The sequence below is a fragment of the Citrobacter sp. wls706 genome (assembly GCF_005281305.1).
Classification (GTDB): Bacteria; Pseudomonadota; Gammaproteobacteria; order Enterobacterales; family Enterobacteriaceae; genus Citrobacter; species Citrobacter werkmanii.
Window position 1 is genome coordinate 24,880 of record NZ_SZXG01000012.1, and the last position, 16,979, is coordinate 41,858.

Genomic DNA, 16,979 nt, shown 5'->3' on the forward strand with positions numbered 1-16,979 from the left:
AGATTCAGCGCAGAATTCCAGGCCGGATAGTCAGGCGAGCCACGGCAGCAGTGATTTTGTCGCCAGATCAAAGTTGGAACGATTAAAGCGTCCGGTATTGACCAGTTGCGCCACCTCATCCCATAACACATACAACCAGCGCCGCCAGATGAATGACTCCGCCACTGGCGCGCGTTGCAGATATTGCCAAAGCAGGCTTTCCGCCAGCGCATTGTCCATTAAGCGGAACAATTCATATTCTCTTGGCGCCCATAGCATCAAGCCCGGTCCCACCATCGCCAGGAGCTGATCGCTACGAGCATCTTTGAGCATGCTGCGTAAACTGAAATTGCCGTGGATCAGCACGCAGTTATCATTAAATCCGGCAAATAAGTCGGGTAAACATTCACGGGTACGGAACAGAATCCGCTTGTCCTGCATCGTCAGCCCAGTATTGTTGAACTGATTCAACGTGCTCCACAATACCTCGACACGCTGGCGATACCAGGACGGCCAGATATTCTCTTGCGTGTTATCCACCGCTCCCACGCAGCCGCGGCTATCCTGCCGATGCCATGACAGCAAACCTTCTACGATTTGATCTTTTAAATGTTCCCAGCGCTCGGGCGTTCGGGCAGGCGCTTCCACCGGCACGCCGCGTAGACGCTCAAGCAAGAGCACATCAGGACCGGGATGCTCCTCATGCGTTAAGACGCCATAAATGACCGGCATACGTACCGTGCCACTGCGCGCCAGCATGGAGGTTTTCCATGCCAGCTGCTGCGCCATCCCCGGCGTGGTGAAACTTCTCGCCATCAGCGGCATCGGATTACCCTGACTGTCGTACAGTGACCACAGAGCGGTATCCACTTTCTCATTCACGCATTCAATACGACTGAGTTTTTCACCCAGCAGATGGCTGAGTTCGGCACGCAACTGTTCCATTTCAGATTGCCCTCATAAAAGCTACTGCTTTCATAATGAGCGTCGCGCAGACAGATGTCACCCGGATGAGATCAATTGATGAAAAGAAAAGCACAGGGAAAACGTAACGATACGACACTCCTCCCAAAAATACGCGGCATTATGGGGGGAGTGCCATGAGAAAAACTAACGCATTTCGGCGCGAACGCGCTCAAGATCCTCGGCAGTGTCTACGCCAGTACCCGGTACTTCTTTAGCGACGGCCACGTGAATTTTTTCGCCGTACCACAGCACACGCAGTTGCTCCAGCATTTCAATATGCTCAAGCGGGCTGGGCTGCCAGTTAACATAGCGGCGAATAAAACCTGCGCGATAACCGTAAATCCCCAGATGACGCAGGAAGGTATCGCCTACCGTTTCCAGGCTTTTGGCAAAACGGTCACGATCCCAGGGGATGGTTGCGCGTGAAAAATAGAGCGCATAGCCTTCGTTGTCCAGAACGACTTTAACCGCATTCGGATTAAATGCTTCTTCCGCACTATGAATGGGAGCCGCAAGGGTCGCCATGCCAACCTGGCGTTGCGCCAGATTTTCGGCCACCTGACGAATAATGACCGCTGGGATCATCGGCTCATCACCCTGAACGTTCACAATAACGGTATCATCGCTAAAGCCACATTTCTCGACGACTTCCGCCAGACGCTCGGTACCAGACTGGTGATCGGCACGGGTCATGCAGACTTCCCCCCCCACCGCTTCTACCGCACGAGCGACATCTTCATGATCGGTGGCAACGATAATGCGTTCAGCGCCAGATTCACGCGCACGCTCCAGCACATGCACGATCATCGGCTTGCCGTTAATATCCAGCAGCGGCTTGCCCGGCAAACGTGTGGACGCATAACGCGCAGGAATAATGACCACAAAACTCATGATTTACTCTCATCCGCAGTCAGAACACGGGCTTCGGTTTCCAGTAAAACGGGAATGCCATCACGCAGTGGGAAAGCAAGGTTATCCAGTTTACAAATCAGTTCCTGTTTTTCCTGGTTAAACCAGAGTTTGCCATTGCATACCGGGCAGGCAATGATTTCAAGCAGACGATGATCCATAGTTCCTCCAGATGGACCGGATTGTGAATCCGTAAATATTAACATAATCGCTTAACGGGCTGGGGCTATTTCCCAACCATGACGTGCGCCAGCAAATAAACCTTCTGGGCAGCGCCCCAGCGTCACGCGCGTTGCCTGCTGCCAGCGGGCAAAATCATCAATCGCCTGGAACAACCCTTTTTGCAGAGTAACGCCAGGTTTGACCCCATCCTGTAACCATAGAGAAATCACCTCCAGCACACCTGTTTTACGGTGCATTTTGGCATCCATCCTCCCCACTAACTGTCCACGATGCAGCAACGGCAGGACAAAATAACCGTACTGACGTTTCGCTGCTGGCGTATAACATTCCAGCCGATAGCTAAAATCGAATAGCTGCTCTGCCCGTTTGCGATCCCAGACCACCGGATCAAAAGGTGATAAAACCGTGCTATGCGTTGCCGTTAATTTCCCCGCCAGTGCCTGCTCAAGCTGCGGTTGAAGATCGCTATGCAACCACAGGGTTCCCAGCCCTTCAACATCGACAGGAATAATTTGTTGCTGTTCCTTGCGCACGTCACACCAGTTTTTCAACGCCGGGCGCTTCAGGCGGTAGTAGTCTGCCAGCCACTGCTCGCGAAAAATCCCCAGACTGCGGGCGCTGTTATCCAGCATGATAATTTCGGCTTCCTCTTGTGAAAGCCTGTCACGTTCATCATCCCAGTGCGGCATGACGCGATGGGTTAAATCATAGACTCGCTGGAAACTACGCCGCTCCACCACCATCACTTTCCCGGCAGTAAACAGTCCTTCAAGGTGTCGCTTATGCGGCTTCCATTCCCACCAGCCGTTGGCTCCCTTACGTGGATGTTCAAAATCGACTGAGCGTACCGGCCCGTTATGGTGGATATGCTGGAGCAATTGCTCAATCTCATGGGCATGTTCTGTCATCCACGCCGCTTTATATTTCCAGCCCATTTTCTCCGGCGCCAGCATGCGGTGGCGTATCAGCATAAAGTCACTGCGCGGCATAAAACAGGCCTCGTGCGCCCAGTACTCCATCAGTTCACCCTGCCGTAGCGAGTCATCCAGCCATTGCGGGGAATAATCACCCAATCGACTGAACAGCACCAGGTAAGGACTACGCGCCACAATATTAATGGTATCGATTTGCAATAAAGACATGCGCGAAATGGTGGCAAGAATATCGGCAGGAGATGCCCGGCGGCGTGTTTTTTTCAGCAGTCCTTGGGCGGCAAGATGAAGATGACGAGCATCCGTCAGAGAAAGGTGCGGCAACGACATTTATGACCTCATAAATGATTCGCTGCCGCAGCTTGAATCCGTTAGCGAGTCAGCGAGATTAAGCTATCCAGCAACATATCAGGCCGTTCGCCTGACAAATGTGCGTCCACGGGTAAATACCACCAGTTATCATCAGCAAATGCGCGGCATTTAACCGCATCTTTTTCCGTCATCACCAGCGTTTGCCCTGCGTCTGAAAACGCACTGACGTCACTGTAGGTCAGAGATTGATGATCTGCCAGCGCAATACATTTTTGTGGTTTGGCTCCGCACGCTTCAAGCGTGGCAAAAAAACGGGGCGGATGGCCAATACCCGCCATGGCAACTATATTGCTTAGCTTTGCCACATCACGACGTTCACCCGTGCGTAAATTAACGGCCAGCCCGGGTTCAAGTCGCATGGGGATCTCCCCCGGCTGCGGACTGCCACCGTTAACGATTGTCGCATCCACCGATTTAAGCCGACCTGCGCGTTCCCGCATTGGACCGGCCGGAAGCCACCAGCCATTGCCAAACCGACGTTCGCCGTCAATCACCACGATTTCAATATCTCGCGCCAGACGATAATGCTGTAGACCATCGTCCGTCACAATAATCTGCACATCATGATGCGCCAAAATGGCTTTTACCGCATCCGCTCTGTTCGGAGAGACCGCTACAGGCACGCCTGTACGCTGGTAGATGAGCACTGGTTCATCGCCCGCTTCTGCAGTTGTGGTATCCGTTGTCAGCAACAGCGGGTAAGCCGCGGCTTTTCCGCCATAACCACGAGAAACCACGCCCACGCGGATACCACGTTGCTGTAGTCGTTCAACCAGCCAAATCACCACCGGCGTTTTACCGTTCCCGCCTGCGGTAAGATTTCCCACTACGACAACGGGTACTGGCGCGCGCCATGCGCGCTTGAGCCCAAGCTTGTAGCATAAGCGGATCCCCCCACTCACCAGACCATACAGCCAGGAGAGTGGAAGTAATAAGCGCCACAGCGGCGATTCACCAGACCAGATACGTGCGATCATTGACCAAATTGCATTTTGTGTAATTGCGCATACACGCCGCGTTGCTCAATCAGCTCGTTATGGGTTCCGCGCTCAACAATCACCCCGTCTTCCACCACGATGATTTCGTCCGCCTGCTCAATGGTAGAAAGACGGTGTGCAATGACCAGAGAAGTACGGTTTTTCTGTAGCTCATCCAGTGCAGCCTGAATCGCGCGTTCAGATTCAGTATCAAGAGCCGACGTAGCTTCATCAAGGATCAGGATCGGGCTGTCACGCAGTAAGGCACGAGCGATAGCGATACGTTGACGCTGTCCGCCGGAAAGCAATACGCCGTTTTCACCAATCACCGTATCCAGACCATTATCCATCTTATTGATGAAATCCATGGCATAGGCCATCTGCGCCGCTTTTTCAATCTGCTCACGGCTGTATAAATCGGTACGCGCGTAGGCGATGTTATTCGCGACCGTATCATTAAACAGGTGCACATTCTGCGAAACCAAAGCAACCTGATCGCGCAGTGATGCCAGGGTATATTCGCGCAGATCGTGTCCGTCCATCAGAATCTGCCCTTCATCGATATCGTAGAAGCGCGTGATCAGACTGGCGATGGTAGATTTACCTGAACCCGAACGACCAACCAGAGCGACGGTTTTACCCGCCGGAATATTCAGGTTGATGTTACGCAGCGCAGGGACTTCACGTCCTGGATAAGTAAAGGTCACATTGCGGAATTCCAGATCGCCGGTAGCGCGTTCGATAACGCGTTTACCTTCGTCTTTCTCCTGTTCGCTATCCAGAATCGTGAATAAGGTCTGGCATGCCGCCATACCACGCTGGAACTGCGCGTTGACGTTAGTTAGCGATTTCAACGGACGCATCAGCGCGATCATTGACGAGAAGACAACGGTAATGGTCCCTGCCGTCAGGTTTTCCATGACGCTTGGGAAACTGGCTGCATATAACACGAAGGCCAGAGCCAGAGACGCAATCAACTGGATGATAGGATCGGAGATCGAAGAGGCGGAAACCATCTTCATACCCTGTAAACGCATCTTGTTGCTGACTTTATCAAAGCGTTTAGTTTCGACTTCCTGCCCACCAAAAATCAGAACTTCTTTGTGGCCTTTCAGCATCTGCTCCGCACTGGTCGTAACCTGCCCCATGGTGTTTTGCATGTTTTTACTGATGCTACGAAAGCGCTTAGAAACCACACGAATCGCCACTGATACAATTGGCGCCAGTACTATCAGAATCAATGACAGCTGCCAGCTGTAATAGAACATCATGATGAACAGGCCAATAATTGAGGCCCCTTCACGTACCACGGTGATCAGCGCGCCGGAAGACGATGACGCTACCTGCTCTGAATCATAGGTAATACGTGACAGCAACGTACCTGTAGACTGTTTATCAAAAAAGGAGACTGGCATGCCCATCATGTGACCAAACAGGCGACGGCGCATGGTCATAACCACTTTACCCGACACCCATGAGATACAATAGCTGGAGACATAGCTGGTTAAACCACGAACTATCATCAGCCCAATGACCACCAGCGGCATCCACAGCAGCACCGAGCGGTCAGTTTTACCAAAACCATCATCCAGTAATGGCTTGAGGAGCGATAACATGAAGGTATCGCTGGCCGCGTTAAGGACTAACGCTATACCCGCCACGATCAGACCCGATTTAAAAGGCGCTATGGTTGGCCATAGTCGGCGAAACGTCTGCCACGTAGAGAGATCTTTATCGTTATGCATTCAAAAAACCAGCATTTGTTAGAATAGCCGCATATTCTACCCGTTATCCTCCGACACGCCAAACCACTGATGATACCAACGGGGTAAAATCTGATCCCGCATGCTGCGCATTTGCCAGGTTTGTGGGTAAAAATCCAGCGTAATCTGCCCCTGATGTGGCGTGTCCAGCCATTGATAATCTTGTTGCCGATAGCGCCGCTTCACCTTCCAGGATGGCAGTCGCCAGGCATTGTAACGGGATGCCGAGGCCAACGCCGCCTGTCCGCCAACACGCTGAATCAGCGCCAGTGATGACGAAGTATTGCTGCCATGGTGTGGAACCTGCATGACAGTTGACTGCAGATGAGACCAGTAGTGACTTAGCATTTTTTGTTCAGCGGGAGACTCAATATCACCGGTCAGAAGAATACTCTGGTATCCGTCATCGACTTTAACCACGCAGGATTGGTTATTCCCCCGCGCTTTATTTCCGCGCAGGGGCCAGTGTGCACTGAACGTTAATCCTTGCCATTGCCAGCGTTCCCCGCGAAAACACGGGAGATGACCTTTCCAGCCTAGTGGGCTTCTTATCCATAAGAATGGCCATGCTTGTTGCAGCGAGCGCAACCCACCCCGGTGATCCATATGCTCGTGGCTTAAAATTATCCCTTCTGGCTTGAGGTTGTGCCAGCGTAACCAGGGAATGATCAATTGCTGCGCGCTATCTCCCTCAGGCCATGCCAGCCCCGTATCATATAGAATTGCTTTCCCATTGCGGGCGATCACCATCGCCAGTCCCTGCCCGACGTCCAGCATATGCACTTGCCATGCATCCGTGCGTGGCGCCCGCCAGAGCGGTTCACTCAGCAAAAATAGCACTGTGAAACAAAGCATCGGTAGAGTACGCCAGGCATTCAGTCGCCATGCGATGAGCATCAGCCCAGGTGCCAATGCAAGCCATTGCCAGCGAGCATCTATATTGATCCAGCCTTGAGGCAGAGCATTAAGTCCCCAAAATAACAGCGCCAGAGAGCGATCGGCTAAATACCACAGTCCCGATTCCAGCCCTCCCAGACTGGTTAAATGCACCAGCATGCCGGCTAATATCAGCGGTACGGAAACAAACGTGACCAGCGGTACGGCAAATAAATTAGCCACCAATGAAGTCAGGCTGATGCCGTGAAACATCGAAATTTGCACAGGCAGAAGCAGAATCGTGATCCCCAGTTGCAGATGCGCGAGGGCCAGCAGTATGCGTCCAATGCGAGAGAGAGACCAGGCAGGTAAAGGTACCCACTGATACCAGAATATCAGCGCCGCGACGGCAAAAGCAGATAACCACAGACTCTGTGACAGAATAGCGAGAGGATCCGCCACCACGATGGCTGCGAGACAACAGACCCAGACCGACCATCCGCTCCACTGCCTGCCGCTTAGCTTCAGCGCCCCCCAGACCATCAGCGCGACAATCGTGCGCAATGCAGGAGGCTGAAGCCCCGTTAACCAGGCATAGAATGTCGCGCAGATAATCCCGCCAACCAACGGAACCTGCCAGCAAATCCATTTGGTTGGCATAAAAAATTGTCCACCGCGAATCAGTCCTCCCGCCAGAAGTGCGGCAAACGCAATATGCAGCCCGGAGATAGCCATCAAATGCGCTGTGCCGGTATCACGCATAATGGCTTTTACCTCTTGTGACACGGACAGGCGCTCCCCCATACCCAGCCCCAGTATGACCTGCTGCCAGGGATAGTTGGCGAGCTGGATTTTCAACGAAGAGAGATACTTCGAACGTAAGCTACATTGTGGCGCGATGACCGAAGCCTGCAAGAACCGTCCCGTCAGCGGCTGATGCTGTGCTAACGCATAACGTTGACTGTCAAATCCCCCCTCGTTCAATTGGCCGTGTACAGCGCGAACTTTAAGCGTCATCGCCCATGTCTGGCCCGCGCAAACGTCGCCGGGCAGGTACTCCCCATACAGAACAATTCCTTGCGCTGGAAAGATTCGCCGCCCCTGCAGGTGCGTGATCTGACCATAGTGCGTGGTCATATTGTCGGTTCCGGTTATGCGCACGATTGCCTGCTGGTTTTTAGCAGGAAGCGTATTACCCGCCCAAAGCGCATCTTTCGCCGCCATTATTCCCCAAAGTAAAAACAGCAGGGTTAATCCGGCGAGACGCATATGTTTGTGGGGAAAAAGACAGAGCAGACATGCCAGACAAAATACAACGCCGATGCTCAGCATTTCAGGCAGCGCGGGTAATAGCATCAGAGGGAGAATGCCGCACAATGCACACGTACTCACCGTTGTTATTTTCATCAATACCTCCCTGTTGCGGGAAGTGTGCAGTAATACTCAACGGTTGTCTGGCGACAATTTACTGTTATACGGCACGCGTTCCGCTGATATTCAGCAGCGGATGTAACGTGCGAATTAACTGGGATGAGGATTCCAGTATGAACCTGCAGAAATGAAAAAAGCACCCATACAGGTGCTTTTCTCGGCGTTAAGTCTCGCTAAAAACTTAACCGTAAATATTGGCGCGATCGCGCAGTTCTTTACCTGGTTTAAAGTGCGGAACGTATTTCCCTTCCAGATCCACTTTATCGCCGGTCTTCGGATTACGTCCGGTGCGAGGTGCGCGGTAATGCAAAGAGAAGCTGCCGAAACCGCGGATTTCAATACGCTCGCCCTGCGCAAGAGTCGAGGCCATATGTTCCAGCATCTCTTTTACTGCATCTTCAACCGCTTTCGCGGGAATATGAGGTTGCTGGGTTGCAAGTCTTTCAATCAATTCTGACTTGGTCATGATTCCTCCGGTTCCTTAAAGGCATAATTAGCTGCTGCATTGATTAAGGGCGGCCGTAGCCGCCCTTTGTCATTGATTACAGGACGAATCCTGTAATCTGTCAAGCTACTCGTCACCCTTTGTGCTGTTAACGGCACAAAGGATTTAGAGAACTCGATATTACTCGCCTTTAGCTGCTTTGAAAGCTTCAGCCATTGCGTTGTTAGAGAAGTTTGCATCTTCCTGTTTGTTAACAGTTGCGATTGCATCTTTCTCATCAGCTTCGTCTTTAGCACGAACAGACAGGCTGATTGCACGGTTCTTACGATCAACGCCGGTGAATTTAGCTTCAACGTCGTCGCCTACGCTCAGAACCAGAGTTGCATCTTCAACGCGGTCACGGGAAGCTTCAGAAGCGCGCAGGTAACCTTCAACGCCGTCAGCCAGTTCTACGGTTGCGCCTTTAGCGTCAACTGCAGTGACTTTACCGTTTACGATTGCGCCTTTCTTGTTCAGTGCAACCCAGTTGTTGAACGGATCTTCTGCGAGCTGTTTAACGCCCAGAGAGATACGCTCACGCTCTGCGTCAACCTGCAGAACAACTGCTGCGATTTCGTCGCCTTTTTTGTATTCACGTACTGCTTCTTCGCCTGCAACGTTCCAGGAGATGTCAGACAGGTGAACCAGGCCGTCGATGCCGCCGTCCAGGCCGATGAAGATACCGAAGTCAGTGATAGACTTGATTTTACCTTCAACACGGTCGCCCTTGTTGTGGGTTTCCGCGAACTGCTGCCATGGGTTGTTTTTGCACTGCTTCAGACCCAGGGAGATACGACGACGTTCTTCGTCGATATCCAGAACCATAACTTCCACTACATCGCCAACGTTAACAACTTTGGACGGGTGGATGTTTTTGTTGGTCCAATCCATCTCGGAAACGTGAACCAGGCCTTCAACGCCTTCTTCGATTTCAACGAAGCAGCCGTAGTCGGTCAGGTTGGTCACGCGACCAGTCAGTTTGGTACCTTCCGGATAACGCTTAGCGATAGCTACCCATGGATCTTCGCCCAGCTGTTTCAGGCCCAGAGATACACGAGTACGCTCGCGGTCGAACTTCAGCACTTTAACAGTGATTTCGTCGCCAACGTTTACGATTTCGCTCGGATGCTTAACGCGTTTCCATGCCATGTCGGTGATGTGCAGCAGGCCGTCAACGCCACCCAGATCAACGAATGCACCGTAGTCAGTGAGGTTCTTAACGATACCTTTAACTTCCATGCCTTCCTGCAGGTTTTCCAGCAGCTGATCGCGTTCTGCGCTGTTTTCGGATTCGATAACGGCACGACGGGAAACAACAACGTTGTTACGCTTCTGATCCAGCTTGATGACTTTGAACTCAAGCTCTTTGCCTTCCAGGTGCAGCGTGTCGCGGACCGGACGAACGTCTACCAGGGAACCCGGCAGGAACGCGCGAATACCATTCAGCTCAACAGTGAAGCCACCCTTGACTTTGCCATTGATAACACCAGTAACGGTTGCAGCTTCTTCGTAAGCTTTTTCCAGCGTGATCCAAGCTTCGTGACGTTTAGCTTTCTCACGGGACAGCAGGGTTTCACCGAAGCCGTCTTCTACTGCATCCAGAGCAACGTCAACTTCGTCACCAACCTGGATTTCCAGTTCGCCCTGGGCGTTTTTGAACTGCTCTGCCGGAATGGCGGACTCAGATTTCAGACCGGCGTCAACCAGTACTACGTCTTTGTCGATAGCAACAACAACACCACGAACGATGGAACCCGGACGGGTTTCGATTTCTTTTAAGGATTCTTCAAACAGTTGAGCAAAAGATTCAGTCATGTTTAATCTTCAGGTTTCATATTTAACGTCCACCTGGCTCCATGCCGGATGGGGTTGTTTAACATACCCGCTGTCAGTCCATTGCAACGGGGGTACTGCAAATTCGGTCGCACTTAAGCGAGTGCCAGTTTTTGGCGCGCATATTGTAACGCTTTTTCAATCACTTGCTCAATGCTTAATCGGGTTGAATCCAAAACTAAAGCATCAGCAGCGGGAACCAGCGGCGCTACAGCGCGGTTACGATCGCGGTAATCGCGTTCTTCGATCTCGGCCAAAAGGCGTTCAAAGTTAACACTAAAGCCCTTCTCCTGCAACTGTAGCATACGTCTATGCGCACGTTCGTGCGAGGAGGCGTCCAGAAAAATTTTCACCGGCGCATCCGGGAACACGACGGTTCCCATATCGCGTCCGTCGGCAATCAGGCCAGGCGCTTCGCGAAACGCGCGTTGACGACGTAAAAGCGCTTCGCGCACGCGGGGAAAAGCAGCCACCTGGGATGCGGCGTTCGCCACTTCCTGAGTGCGGATTTCGCCACTAACATCTTCACCTTCCAGAATGACTTCCAGGTTGCCGTCCGTTGAGATAAAACGCACATCCAGGTGTGAGGCAAGCGGTACCAGAGCATCTTCAGAGGTAACATCGACATGATGATGTAACGCTGCGAGCGCCAGTACGCGATAGATCGCGCCTGAATCTAACAGATGCCACTGCAATGCTTCCGCCATTGCCTTGCACAAGGTGCCTTTACCTGCACCGCTTGGGCCATCAATGGTAATAACCGGGGCAATTGCCGTCATCTTTTTCTCCTTAAACGGGCATACGTTAACGTGAACGCCGCGCATTATACGCGCCAACGGCAACGATCGTTATCTTTGTGTGAAAAATGCAGAATCATTGAAGCTGAGTGTAGAAGAAATAGACAATCAGGGATGACAGAATGTGCCGCACCTGATAGTGCGGCAATAAAATCAGGCCGGCGCGCTAATACGCGCCAGTTGTTCGAAATAATCCGGGAAGGTTTTGGCGGTACATTTGGGGTCAAGAATGGTCACAGGGGTGTCAGACAGCGCCACCAGCGAGAAACACATCGCCATACGGTGATCGTTATAGGTTGCGATATCCGCAAACTGCAGCGTCGCTGGTGGTGTGATGCGGATGAAGTCATGCCCCTCTTCAACTTCCGCGCCCACTTTGCGTAATTCCGTCGCCATTGCAAACAGACGGTCGGTCTCTTTGACGCGCCAGTTGTAGATGTTGCGTAGGGTTGTGGTGCCTTTAGCAAACAGCGCGGTCGTGGCAATAGTCATCGCCGCGTCGGGAATATGGTTCATATCCATATCCACAGCGTTCAGTTCACCGTGAGTACAGGCAATAAAGTCATCGCCCCAGGTAATGGTCGCGCCCATTTTTTCCAGTACATCAGCGAAGCGAATATCGCCCTGCATACTGTTGCGGCCAATGCCAGTGACTTTTACTGTACCACCTTTAATGGCGCCTGCCGCGAGGAAGTATGAAGCAGAAGAAGCATCGCCCTCAACCAGATAGGCACCCGGTGACTGATACTGCTGCTGCCCCTGCACAACAAAGCGCTGGTAGTTCTGATTCTCAATTTCAACACCAAACGTCTTCATCAGATTCAGGGTGATATCAATATAAGGTTTGGATACCAGCTCGCCTTTAATGGCGATCGTTGTATCCTGCGGCGCCAGCGGTGCAGTCATCAGTAACGCAGTGAGGAACTGGCTGGATACGCTGCCGTCCACCTCAACCTGACCGCCGCTAAAACCACCGCGCAGACGAAGCGGAGGATAGTTTTCCTGCTCCAGGTACTCAATGCCGGCCCCCCCCTGGCGCAACGCATCAACCAGATGGCCAATCGGACGCTCCTTCATGCGCGGTTCGCCCGTCAACACGATGTCATTACTGCCCAGACACAGCGCCGCGGCCAGTGGACGCATAGCGGTTCCGGCATTGCCAAGAAACAGTTCCACTGCCCCTTCGGCATGTAATGCGCCACCGTTGCCGATAATCTCGCAGCGAGTGCGATCGGCGGAAAGGGTATAGCTAATCCCTAACGCATTCAATGCATTGAGCATATGACGGACATCGTCGCTGTCCAGCAGGTTGGTCAGAACAGTGGTGCCATTTGCTAATGCGGCCAGCAGCAAAGCGCGGTTAGATACACTTTTGGATCCAGGCAGATTGATGGTGCCATCCACCCGCGCAATGGGTTGTAACGTCAGGGATTCCATGAAACTCAACTCTCAAAACAGATATAAAAACCCCACAGGCGGGCTGTGGGGATGAAAAGTACAGCAGATTAACCGCGGCGGCGTTCGAAATCGACCATGAAATCGGTCAGTGCTTTTACGCCTTCAAGCGGCATCGCATTATAGATAGACGCACGCATACCGCCGACCACACGATGGCCTTTCAGCGCATGCAGCCCCGCAGCGAAAGACTCCTCCAGGAAGAGTTTATCCAGGGCGCTGTCAGCCAGTTGGAACGGGACGTTCATACGTGAACGGTTCGACTTCGCGACATCGTTACGATAGAAGTCGCTGTTGTCGATCACGCCATACAACAGCTCTGCTTTTTGCTGGTTAATTTTATTCATCGCATTAACACCGCCCTGCTCTTTCAGCCACTTAAAGACCAGACCAGACAGATACCAGGCAAAGGTTGGCGGCGTGTTGAACATGGAGTCGTTGTCATTCAGCACGGTGTAGTCGAGGATTGACGGGCATGAAACATGCGCTTTACCCAGCAGATCTTCTCGTACAATGACAATCGTCAGTCCCGCAGGACCAATGTTTTTCTGCGCCCCGGCATAGATTACGCCATAGCGGTTAACATCAAGCGGCGCGGAGAGGATGGTAGAAGAGAGATCCGCCGTGACGACCACATTGCTGGCAAAGTTCGGCGTTTCATCAATCGCAATGCCATCGATGGTTTCATTCGGGCAATAGTGCAGATAGGCGGCGTTGTCAGAAAGCTGCCATTCGCTCATTGGCTTAACAGCGCGCAGACCGTCAACGGTGACTTTGGCATCGATAACGTTTGGCGTGCAGTACTTTTTCGCTTCTTTAATTGCACTGGCGGCCCAGTAACCGGCATCGACGTAATCCGCCGTCGTTTTATCACCGAGAATATTTAACGGGATACCGGCGAATTGTCCACGGCCACCGCCATGACAGAACAACACTTTATAGTTGGAGGGGATGCTGAGAAGATCGCGAAAATCCTGCTCTGCTTCCTCTGCCACCTGGATAAACTCTTTGCCCCGGTGGCTAATTTCCATGACCGACGTGCCAAGACCGTTCCAGTCGCGAAGATCCTGTTGAGCCAGTTTAAGTACTTCCGCCGGTAGCATTGCCGGACCTGAACTAAAATTGAAGACCTGAGCCATTTCCCCTCACCACGTTGTGTTGTTATCCAATCAACATCCTGTCATTGACGATAATCCTGCGACAGACATTGGGTATAAGTTATTCCTGTGGATATCGGTTTTATCATTCAGTGACACGCGCCGCAATGGGTAAAACTGGCTGGGGTAAAAATGAGTCATCGATCACACAACAGAATCTATCGGATTGACGGACAAAAACCGATATTTTCGCTGTCAGGTGACCCGTTTTGCCCGACTGGCCTTCGACCATTCTGGATTTGCGCAGCGCGGACATAATTGATGATCCCCCGCGCTCATTTGCACCACTTCACTACACCGTACACATGCATAGTCGCCTGTTTCAGGCACCACCTTAAATCGCTGTGTACAATGTTTAGGCAGGATACTGAGTCCCGGTTTTACGTCTTCATCGGCAAAGAAGTAAACGCTGATCTGCCCATTCGTCTCCAGAATAGCGAGTTTCACCTGCCCCAGTTGCTCTACGCCGTTCAAACGCAGCTCCATAAAGAATTCGAATTCCGTCATATTGGCGCGATTAAGCTTTGACCATGACAATTCACCGTCTTCAATGATGACCACTGGCTTGCCTTCCAGTAGATCTTCCAGCTTTTCGCTGTGTGACATCAGCCACATGACAATACGATAAAGCAGCGCCAGGGTAATAAAAACCACCAGCACCGGAATCATCGGCACATCGTCATAAAATGCAACATCGCCCGCCGCAGAGCCCAGCGTAAGAATAATCAGCACTTCAAAAAGCGACATCTGCCGTACGCCACGCCGCCCTGTAAGCTTTAAAAACAGAAAAACCAATATAAAGGTATAGAGACTGCGCAGCGCAACCTCACCAAGAAACTCCATTGGCACCTTATCCAGTGCCATACGCTGTAAATCGAATGCTTTCATTTTGTGCTCTTAACATTGTTGACTGTGTGAAAGCATAGCCAATAGTTTTATTTACGCCTGGGCTCCGGCGGCGATAGCGCCGTTCATTGAAAACCCGTATCATTGCGCGCTTTCCGTACGACAAAAGTGATTTTCATGACGCAAACATTTATTCCCGGCAAAGATGCCGCTCTGGAAGACTCCATCGCTCGCTTCCAGCAAAAATTACTCGACCTTGGTTTTCAGATTGAAGAAGCCTCCTGGTTGAACCCTGTGCCTAACGTTTGGTCTGTGCATATTCGCGACAAAGAATGCGCGCTGTGCTTTACCAACGGTAAAGGCGCGACGAAAAAAGCGGCGCTGGCCTCCGCGCTGGGTGAATATTTTGAGCGTCTGTCTACGAACTACTTCTTTGCAGATTTCTGGCTCGGCGAAACCATCGCCAACGGCCCGTTCGTGCATTATCCGAACGAAAAATGGTTCCCGCTGACGGAAGACGACGACGTGCCGGAAGGTCTGCTGGATGCGCGTCTGCGCGCGTTTTACGATCCAGAGAACGAATTGACCGGAAGCATGCTTATCGATCTGCAATCCGGTAATGAAGATCGTGGCGTCTGCGGCCTGCCGTTTACCCGTCAATCTGATAACCAGACCGTCTATATTCCGATGAATATTATCGGCAACCTGTACGTTTCTAACGGCATGTCTGCGGGTAACACGCCTAATGAAGCGCGCGTTCAGGGCCTGTCTGAAGTCTTTGAACGTTATGTGAAGAACCGCATTATCGCGGAAAGCATTAGTCTGCCGGAAATCCCGGCCGAGGTGATGGCGCGCTACCCGGCGGTAGTGGAGTCTATCGCCAAACTGGAAGCGGAAGGTTTCCCGATTTTCGCCTACGATGGCTCGCTGGGCGGCAAGTACCCGGTGATTTGCGTTGTCCTGTTCAACCCGGCCAACGGTACCTGCTTTGCGTCCTTCGGCGCGCACCCGGATTTCGGTGTTGCGCTGGAGCGTACCGTTACCGAACTGCTGCAGGGTCGTGGCCTGAAAGATCTTGATGTCTTCACCCCGCCGACCTTCGACGATGAAGAAGTGGCTGAACACACTAACCTTGAAACCCACTTCATTGATTCCAGCGGTCTGATCTCCTGGGATCTGTTCAAGCAGGATGCTGATTATCCGTTCGTTGACTGGAATTTCTCCGGCACTACGGAAGAAGAGTTCGCCACCCTGATGGCCATCTTCAACGCAGAAGATAAAGAAGTGTATATCGCCGACTACGAACATCTGGGGGTATACGCCTGCCGCATTATCGTTCCGGGCATGTCTGACATCTATCCGGCTGAAGATCTGTGGTTAGCCAACAACGCAATGGGTGCCCATCTGCGCGAAACAATCCTCTCTCTGCCTGGCAGTGAGTGGGATAAAGAAGACTATCTCAATCTGCTCGAGCAACTGGATGAAGAAGGTTTTGACGACTTCACCCGCGTACGCGAACTGCTTGGTCTGGCGACCGGTGCGGATAACGGTTGGTACACCCTGCGCATTGGCGAGCTTAAAGTGATGCTGGCGCTGGCCGGTGGTGACCTGGAGCAAGCGCTGGTATGGACAGAATGGACGATGGAATTCAACGCCTCCGTGTTTAGCGCTGAACGTGCAAACTACTACCGTTGCCTGCAAACGCTGCTGCTATTGTCGCAGGAAGAGGAGCGTCAGCCGCTGCAATATCTGAACGCGTTTGTCCGCATGTACGGCGCCGATGCGGTTGAAGCGGCAAGTGCGGCATTGAGTGGTGAAGCCGCATTTTATGGTCTTCAGCCAGTAGACAGCGATCTGCACGCGTTCCCGGCGCATCAGTCTCTGCTGAAAGCCTATGAAAAACTGCAGCGCGCGAAAGCAGCGCACTGGTCAAAATAGTGCCAAACAGCCTGCGTTAAGTAGGCTAAATGTATTGTCTGGGCTATATTACGGGGCGCTTTAAGCGCCCTGTTTTTTATT

General features: G+C 52.2%; 14 protein-coding genes. 1 reads left to right on the forward strand and 13 read right to left on the reverse strand.

The genetic code is table 11. From position 1 onward, the window contains the following. Positions 1-30: 30 nt before the first annotated feature. The 13 genes from FDW92_RS04535 to FDW92_RS04595 form a co-directional block, all read right to left on the reverse strand. Complete coding sequence (locus FDW92_RS04535; RefSeq protein ID WP_038639330.1) at positions 31-924, reverse strand: YcbJ family phosphotransferase; 894 nt, start codon at positions 922-924, stop codon at positions 31-33. Positions 925-1,089: 165 nt separating this feature from the next. Further along, positions 1,090-1,836 carry a 3-deoxy-manno-octulosonate cytidylyltransferase gene (gene kdsB, locus FDW92_RS04540; protein WP_042309444.1) on the reverse strand — a complete coding sequence of 249 codons (747 nt, stop codon included), beginning with the start codon at positions 1,834-1,836 and terminating at the stop codon, positions 1,090-1,092. Beyond that, entirely contained in the window at positions 1,833-2,015 is a 183-nt protein-coding gene (gene ycaR / locus FDW92_RS04545; protein WP_003035793.1) for a protein YcaR, read from the reverse strand. Before ycaR ends, kdsB begins: the two co-directional genes overlap by 4 nt. Positions 2,016-2,066: 51 nt before the next feature. Beyond that, the gene (locus tag FDW92_RS04550; protein ID WP_042309446.1) at positions 2,067-3,299 is read right to left on the reverse strand and encodes a winged helix-turn-helix domain-containing protein; all 1,233 of its coding nucleotides are present in this window, start codon (positions 3,297-3,299) and stop codon (positions 2,067-2,069) included. Between the two features lie 41 nt (positions 3,300-3,340). Then, on the reverse strand, positions 3,341-4,318 hold the full coding sequence (gene lpxK, locus FDW92_RS04555; RefSeq protein ID WP_042309447.1) for a tetraacyldisaccharide 4'-kinase: 978 nt from the start codon (positions 4,316-4,318) through the stop codon (positions 3,341-3,343). After that, complete coding sequence (gene msbA, locus FDW92_RS04560) at positions 4,315-6,063, reverse strand: lipid A ABC transporter ATP-binding protein/permease MsbA (RefSeq protein ID WP_042309449.1); 1,749 nt, start codon at positions 6,061-6,063, stop codon at positions 4,315-4,317. The genes lpxK and msbA overlap by 4 nt, the downstream gene beginning before the upstream one ends. 36 nt (positions 6,064-6,099) lie before the next feature. Then, a complete protein-coding gene (locus tag FDW92_RS04565; protein WP_137400553.1) occupies positions 6,100-8,364 on the reverse strand; it encodes a ComEC family protein in 2,265 nt (754 codons plus the stop codon). Positions 8,365-8,569: 205 nt separating this feature from the next. Further along, a complete protein-coding gene (ihfB, locus tag FDW92_RS04570; RefSeq protein WP_003035780.1) occupies positions 8,570-8,854 on the reverse strand; it encodes an integration host factor subunit beta in 285 nt (94 codons plus the stop codon). Positions 8,855-9,013: 159 nt separating this feature from the next. Continuing rightward, positions 9,014-10,687: a 30S ribosomal protein S1 gene (rpsA, locus tag FDW92_RS04575; protein ID WP_003035776.1), complete on the reverse strand. Its 1,674-nt coding sequence runs from the start codon at positions 10,685-10,687 to the stop codon at positions 9,014-9,016. A 113-nt stretch (positions 10,688-10,800) separates the two neighbouring features. Beyond that, positions 10,801-11,484, reverse strand: a complete 684-nt coding sequence (gene cmk, locus FDW92_RS04580; protein ID WP_032939922.1) for a (d)CMP kinase — start codon at positions 11,482-11,484, stop codon at positions 10,801-10,803. Positions 11,485-11,655: 171 nt separating this feature from the next. After that, positions 11,656-12,939, reverse strand: a complete 1,284-nt coding sequence (aroA, locus tag FDW92_RS04585; RefSeq protein ID WP_042309453.1) for a 3-phosphoshikimate 1-carboxyvinyltransferase — start codon at positions 12,937-12,939, stop codon at positions 11,656-11,658. Positions 12,940-13,007: 68 nt separating this feature from the next. Beyond that, a complete protein-coding gene (gene serC / locus FDW92_RS04590; RefSeq protein ID WP_042309454.1) occupies positions 13,008-14,096 on the reverse strand; it encodes a 3-phosphoserine/phosphohydroxythreonine transaminase in 1,089 nt (362 codons plus the stop codon). Positions 14,097-14,309: 213 nt separating this feature from the next. Next, on the reverse strand, positions 14,310-15,002 hold the full coding sequence (locus FDW92_RS04595) for a DUF421 domain-containing protein (RefSeq protein WP_042309456.1): 693 nt from the start codon (positions 15,000-15,002) through the stop codon (positions 14,310-14,312). 135 nt (positions 15,003-15,137) lie between these two features. Between FDW92_RS04595 and ycaO the strand changes: the two genes are divergently transcribed. Next, positions 15,138-16,898 carry a 30S ribosomal protein S12 methylthiotransferase accessory factor YcaO gene (ycaO, locus tag FDW92_RS04600; RefSeq protein ID WP_042310147.1) on the forward strand — a complete coding sequence of 587 codons (1,761 nt, stop codon included), beginning with the start codon at positions 15,138-15,140 and terminating at the stop codon, positions 16,896-16,898. Positions 16,899-16,979 lie beyond the last annotated feature (81 nt).

Bases quoted from the DNA above. Each gene is read 5' to 3' on its own strand.
- FDW92_RS04535 (WP_038639330.1), bottom strand. From the start codon at position 924: ATGGAACAGTTGCGTGCCGAACTCAGCCATCTGCTGGGTGAAAAACTC.
- kdsB (WP_042309444.1), bottom strand. From the start codon at position 1,836: ATGAGTTTTGTGGTCATTATTCCTGCGCGTTATGCGTCCACACGTTTG.
- ycaR (WP_003035793.1), bottom strand. From the start codon at position 2,015: ATGGATCATCGTCTGCTTGAAATCATTGCCTGCCCGGTATGCAATGGC.
- FDW92_RS04550 (WP_042309446.1), bottom strand. From the start codon at position 3,299: ATGTCGTTGCCGCACCTTTCTCTGACGGATGCTCGTCATCTTCATCTT.
- lpxK (WP_042309447.1), bottom strand. From the start codon at position 4,318: ATGATCGCACGTATCTGGTCTGGTGAATCGCCGCTGTGGCGCTTATTA.
- msbA (WP_042309449.1), bottom strand. From the start codon at position 6,063: ATGCATAACGATAAAGATCTCTCTACGTGGCAGACGTTTCGCCGACTA.
- FDW92_RS04565 (WP_137400553.1), bottom strand. From the start codon at position 8,364: ATGAAAATAACAACGGTGAGTACGTGTGCATTGTGCGGCATTCTCCCT.
- ihfB (WP_003035780.1), bottom strand. From the start codon at position 8,854: ATGACCAAGTCAGAATTGATTGAAAGACTTGCAACCCAGCAACCTCAT.
- rpsA (WP_003035776.1), bottom strand. From the start codon at position 10,687: ATGACTGAATCTTTTGCTCAACTGTTTGAAGAATCCTTAAAAGAAATC.
- cmk (WP_032939922.1), bottom strand. From the start codon at position 11,484: ATGACGGCAATTGCCCCGGTTATTACCATTGATGGCCCAAGCGGTGCA.
- aroA (WP_042309453.1), bottom strand. From the start codon at position 12,939: ATGGAATCCCTGACGTTACAACCCATTGCGCGGGTGGATGGCACCATC.
- serC (WP_042309454.1), bottom strand. From the start codon at position 14,096: ATGGCTCAGGTCTTCAATTTTAGTTCAGGTCCGGCAATGCTACCGGCG.
- FDW92_RS04595 (WP_042309456.1), bottom strand. From the start codon at position 15,002: ATGAAAGCATTCGATTTACAGCGTATGGCACTGGATAAGGTGCCAATG.
- ycaO (WP_042310147.1), top strand. From the start codon at position 15,138: ATGACGCAAACATTTATTCCCGGCAAAGATGCCGCTCTGGAAGACTCC.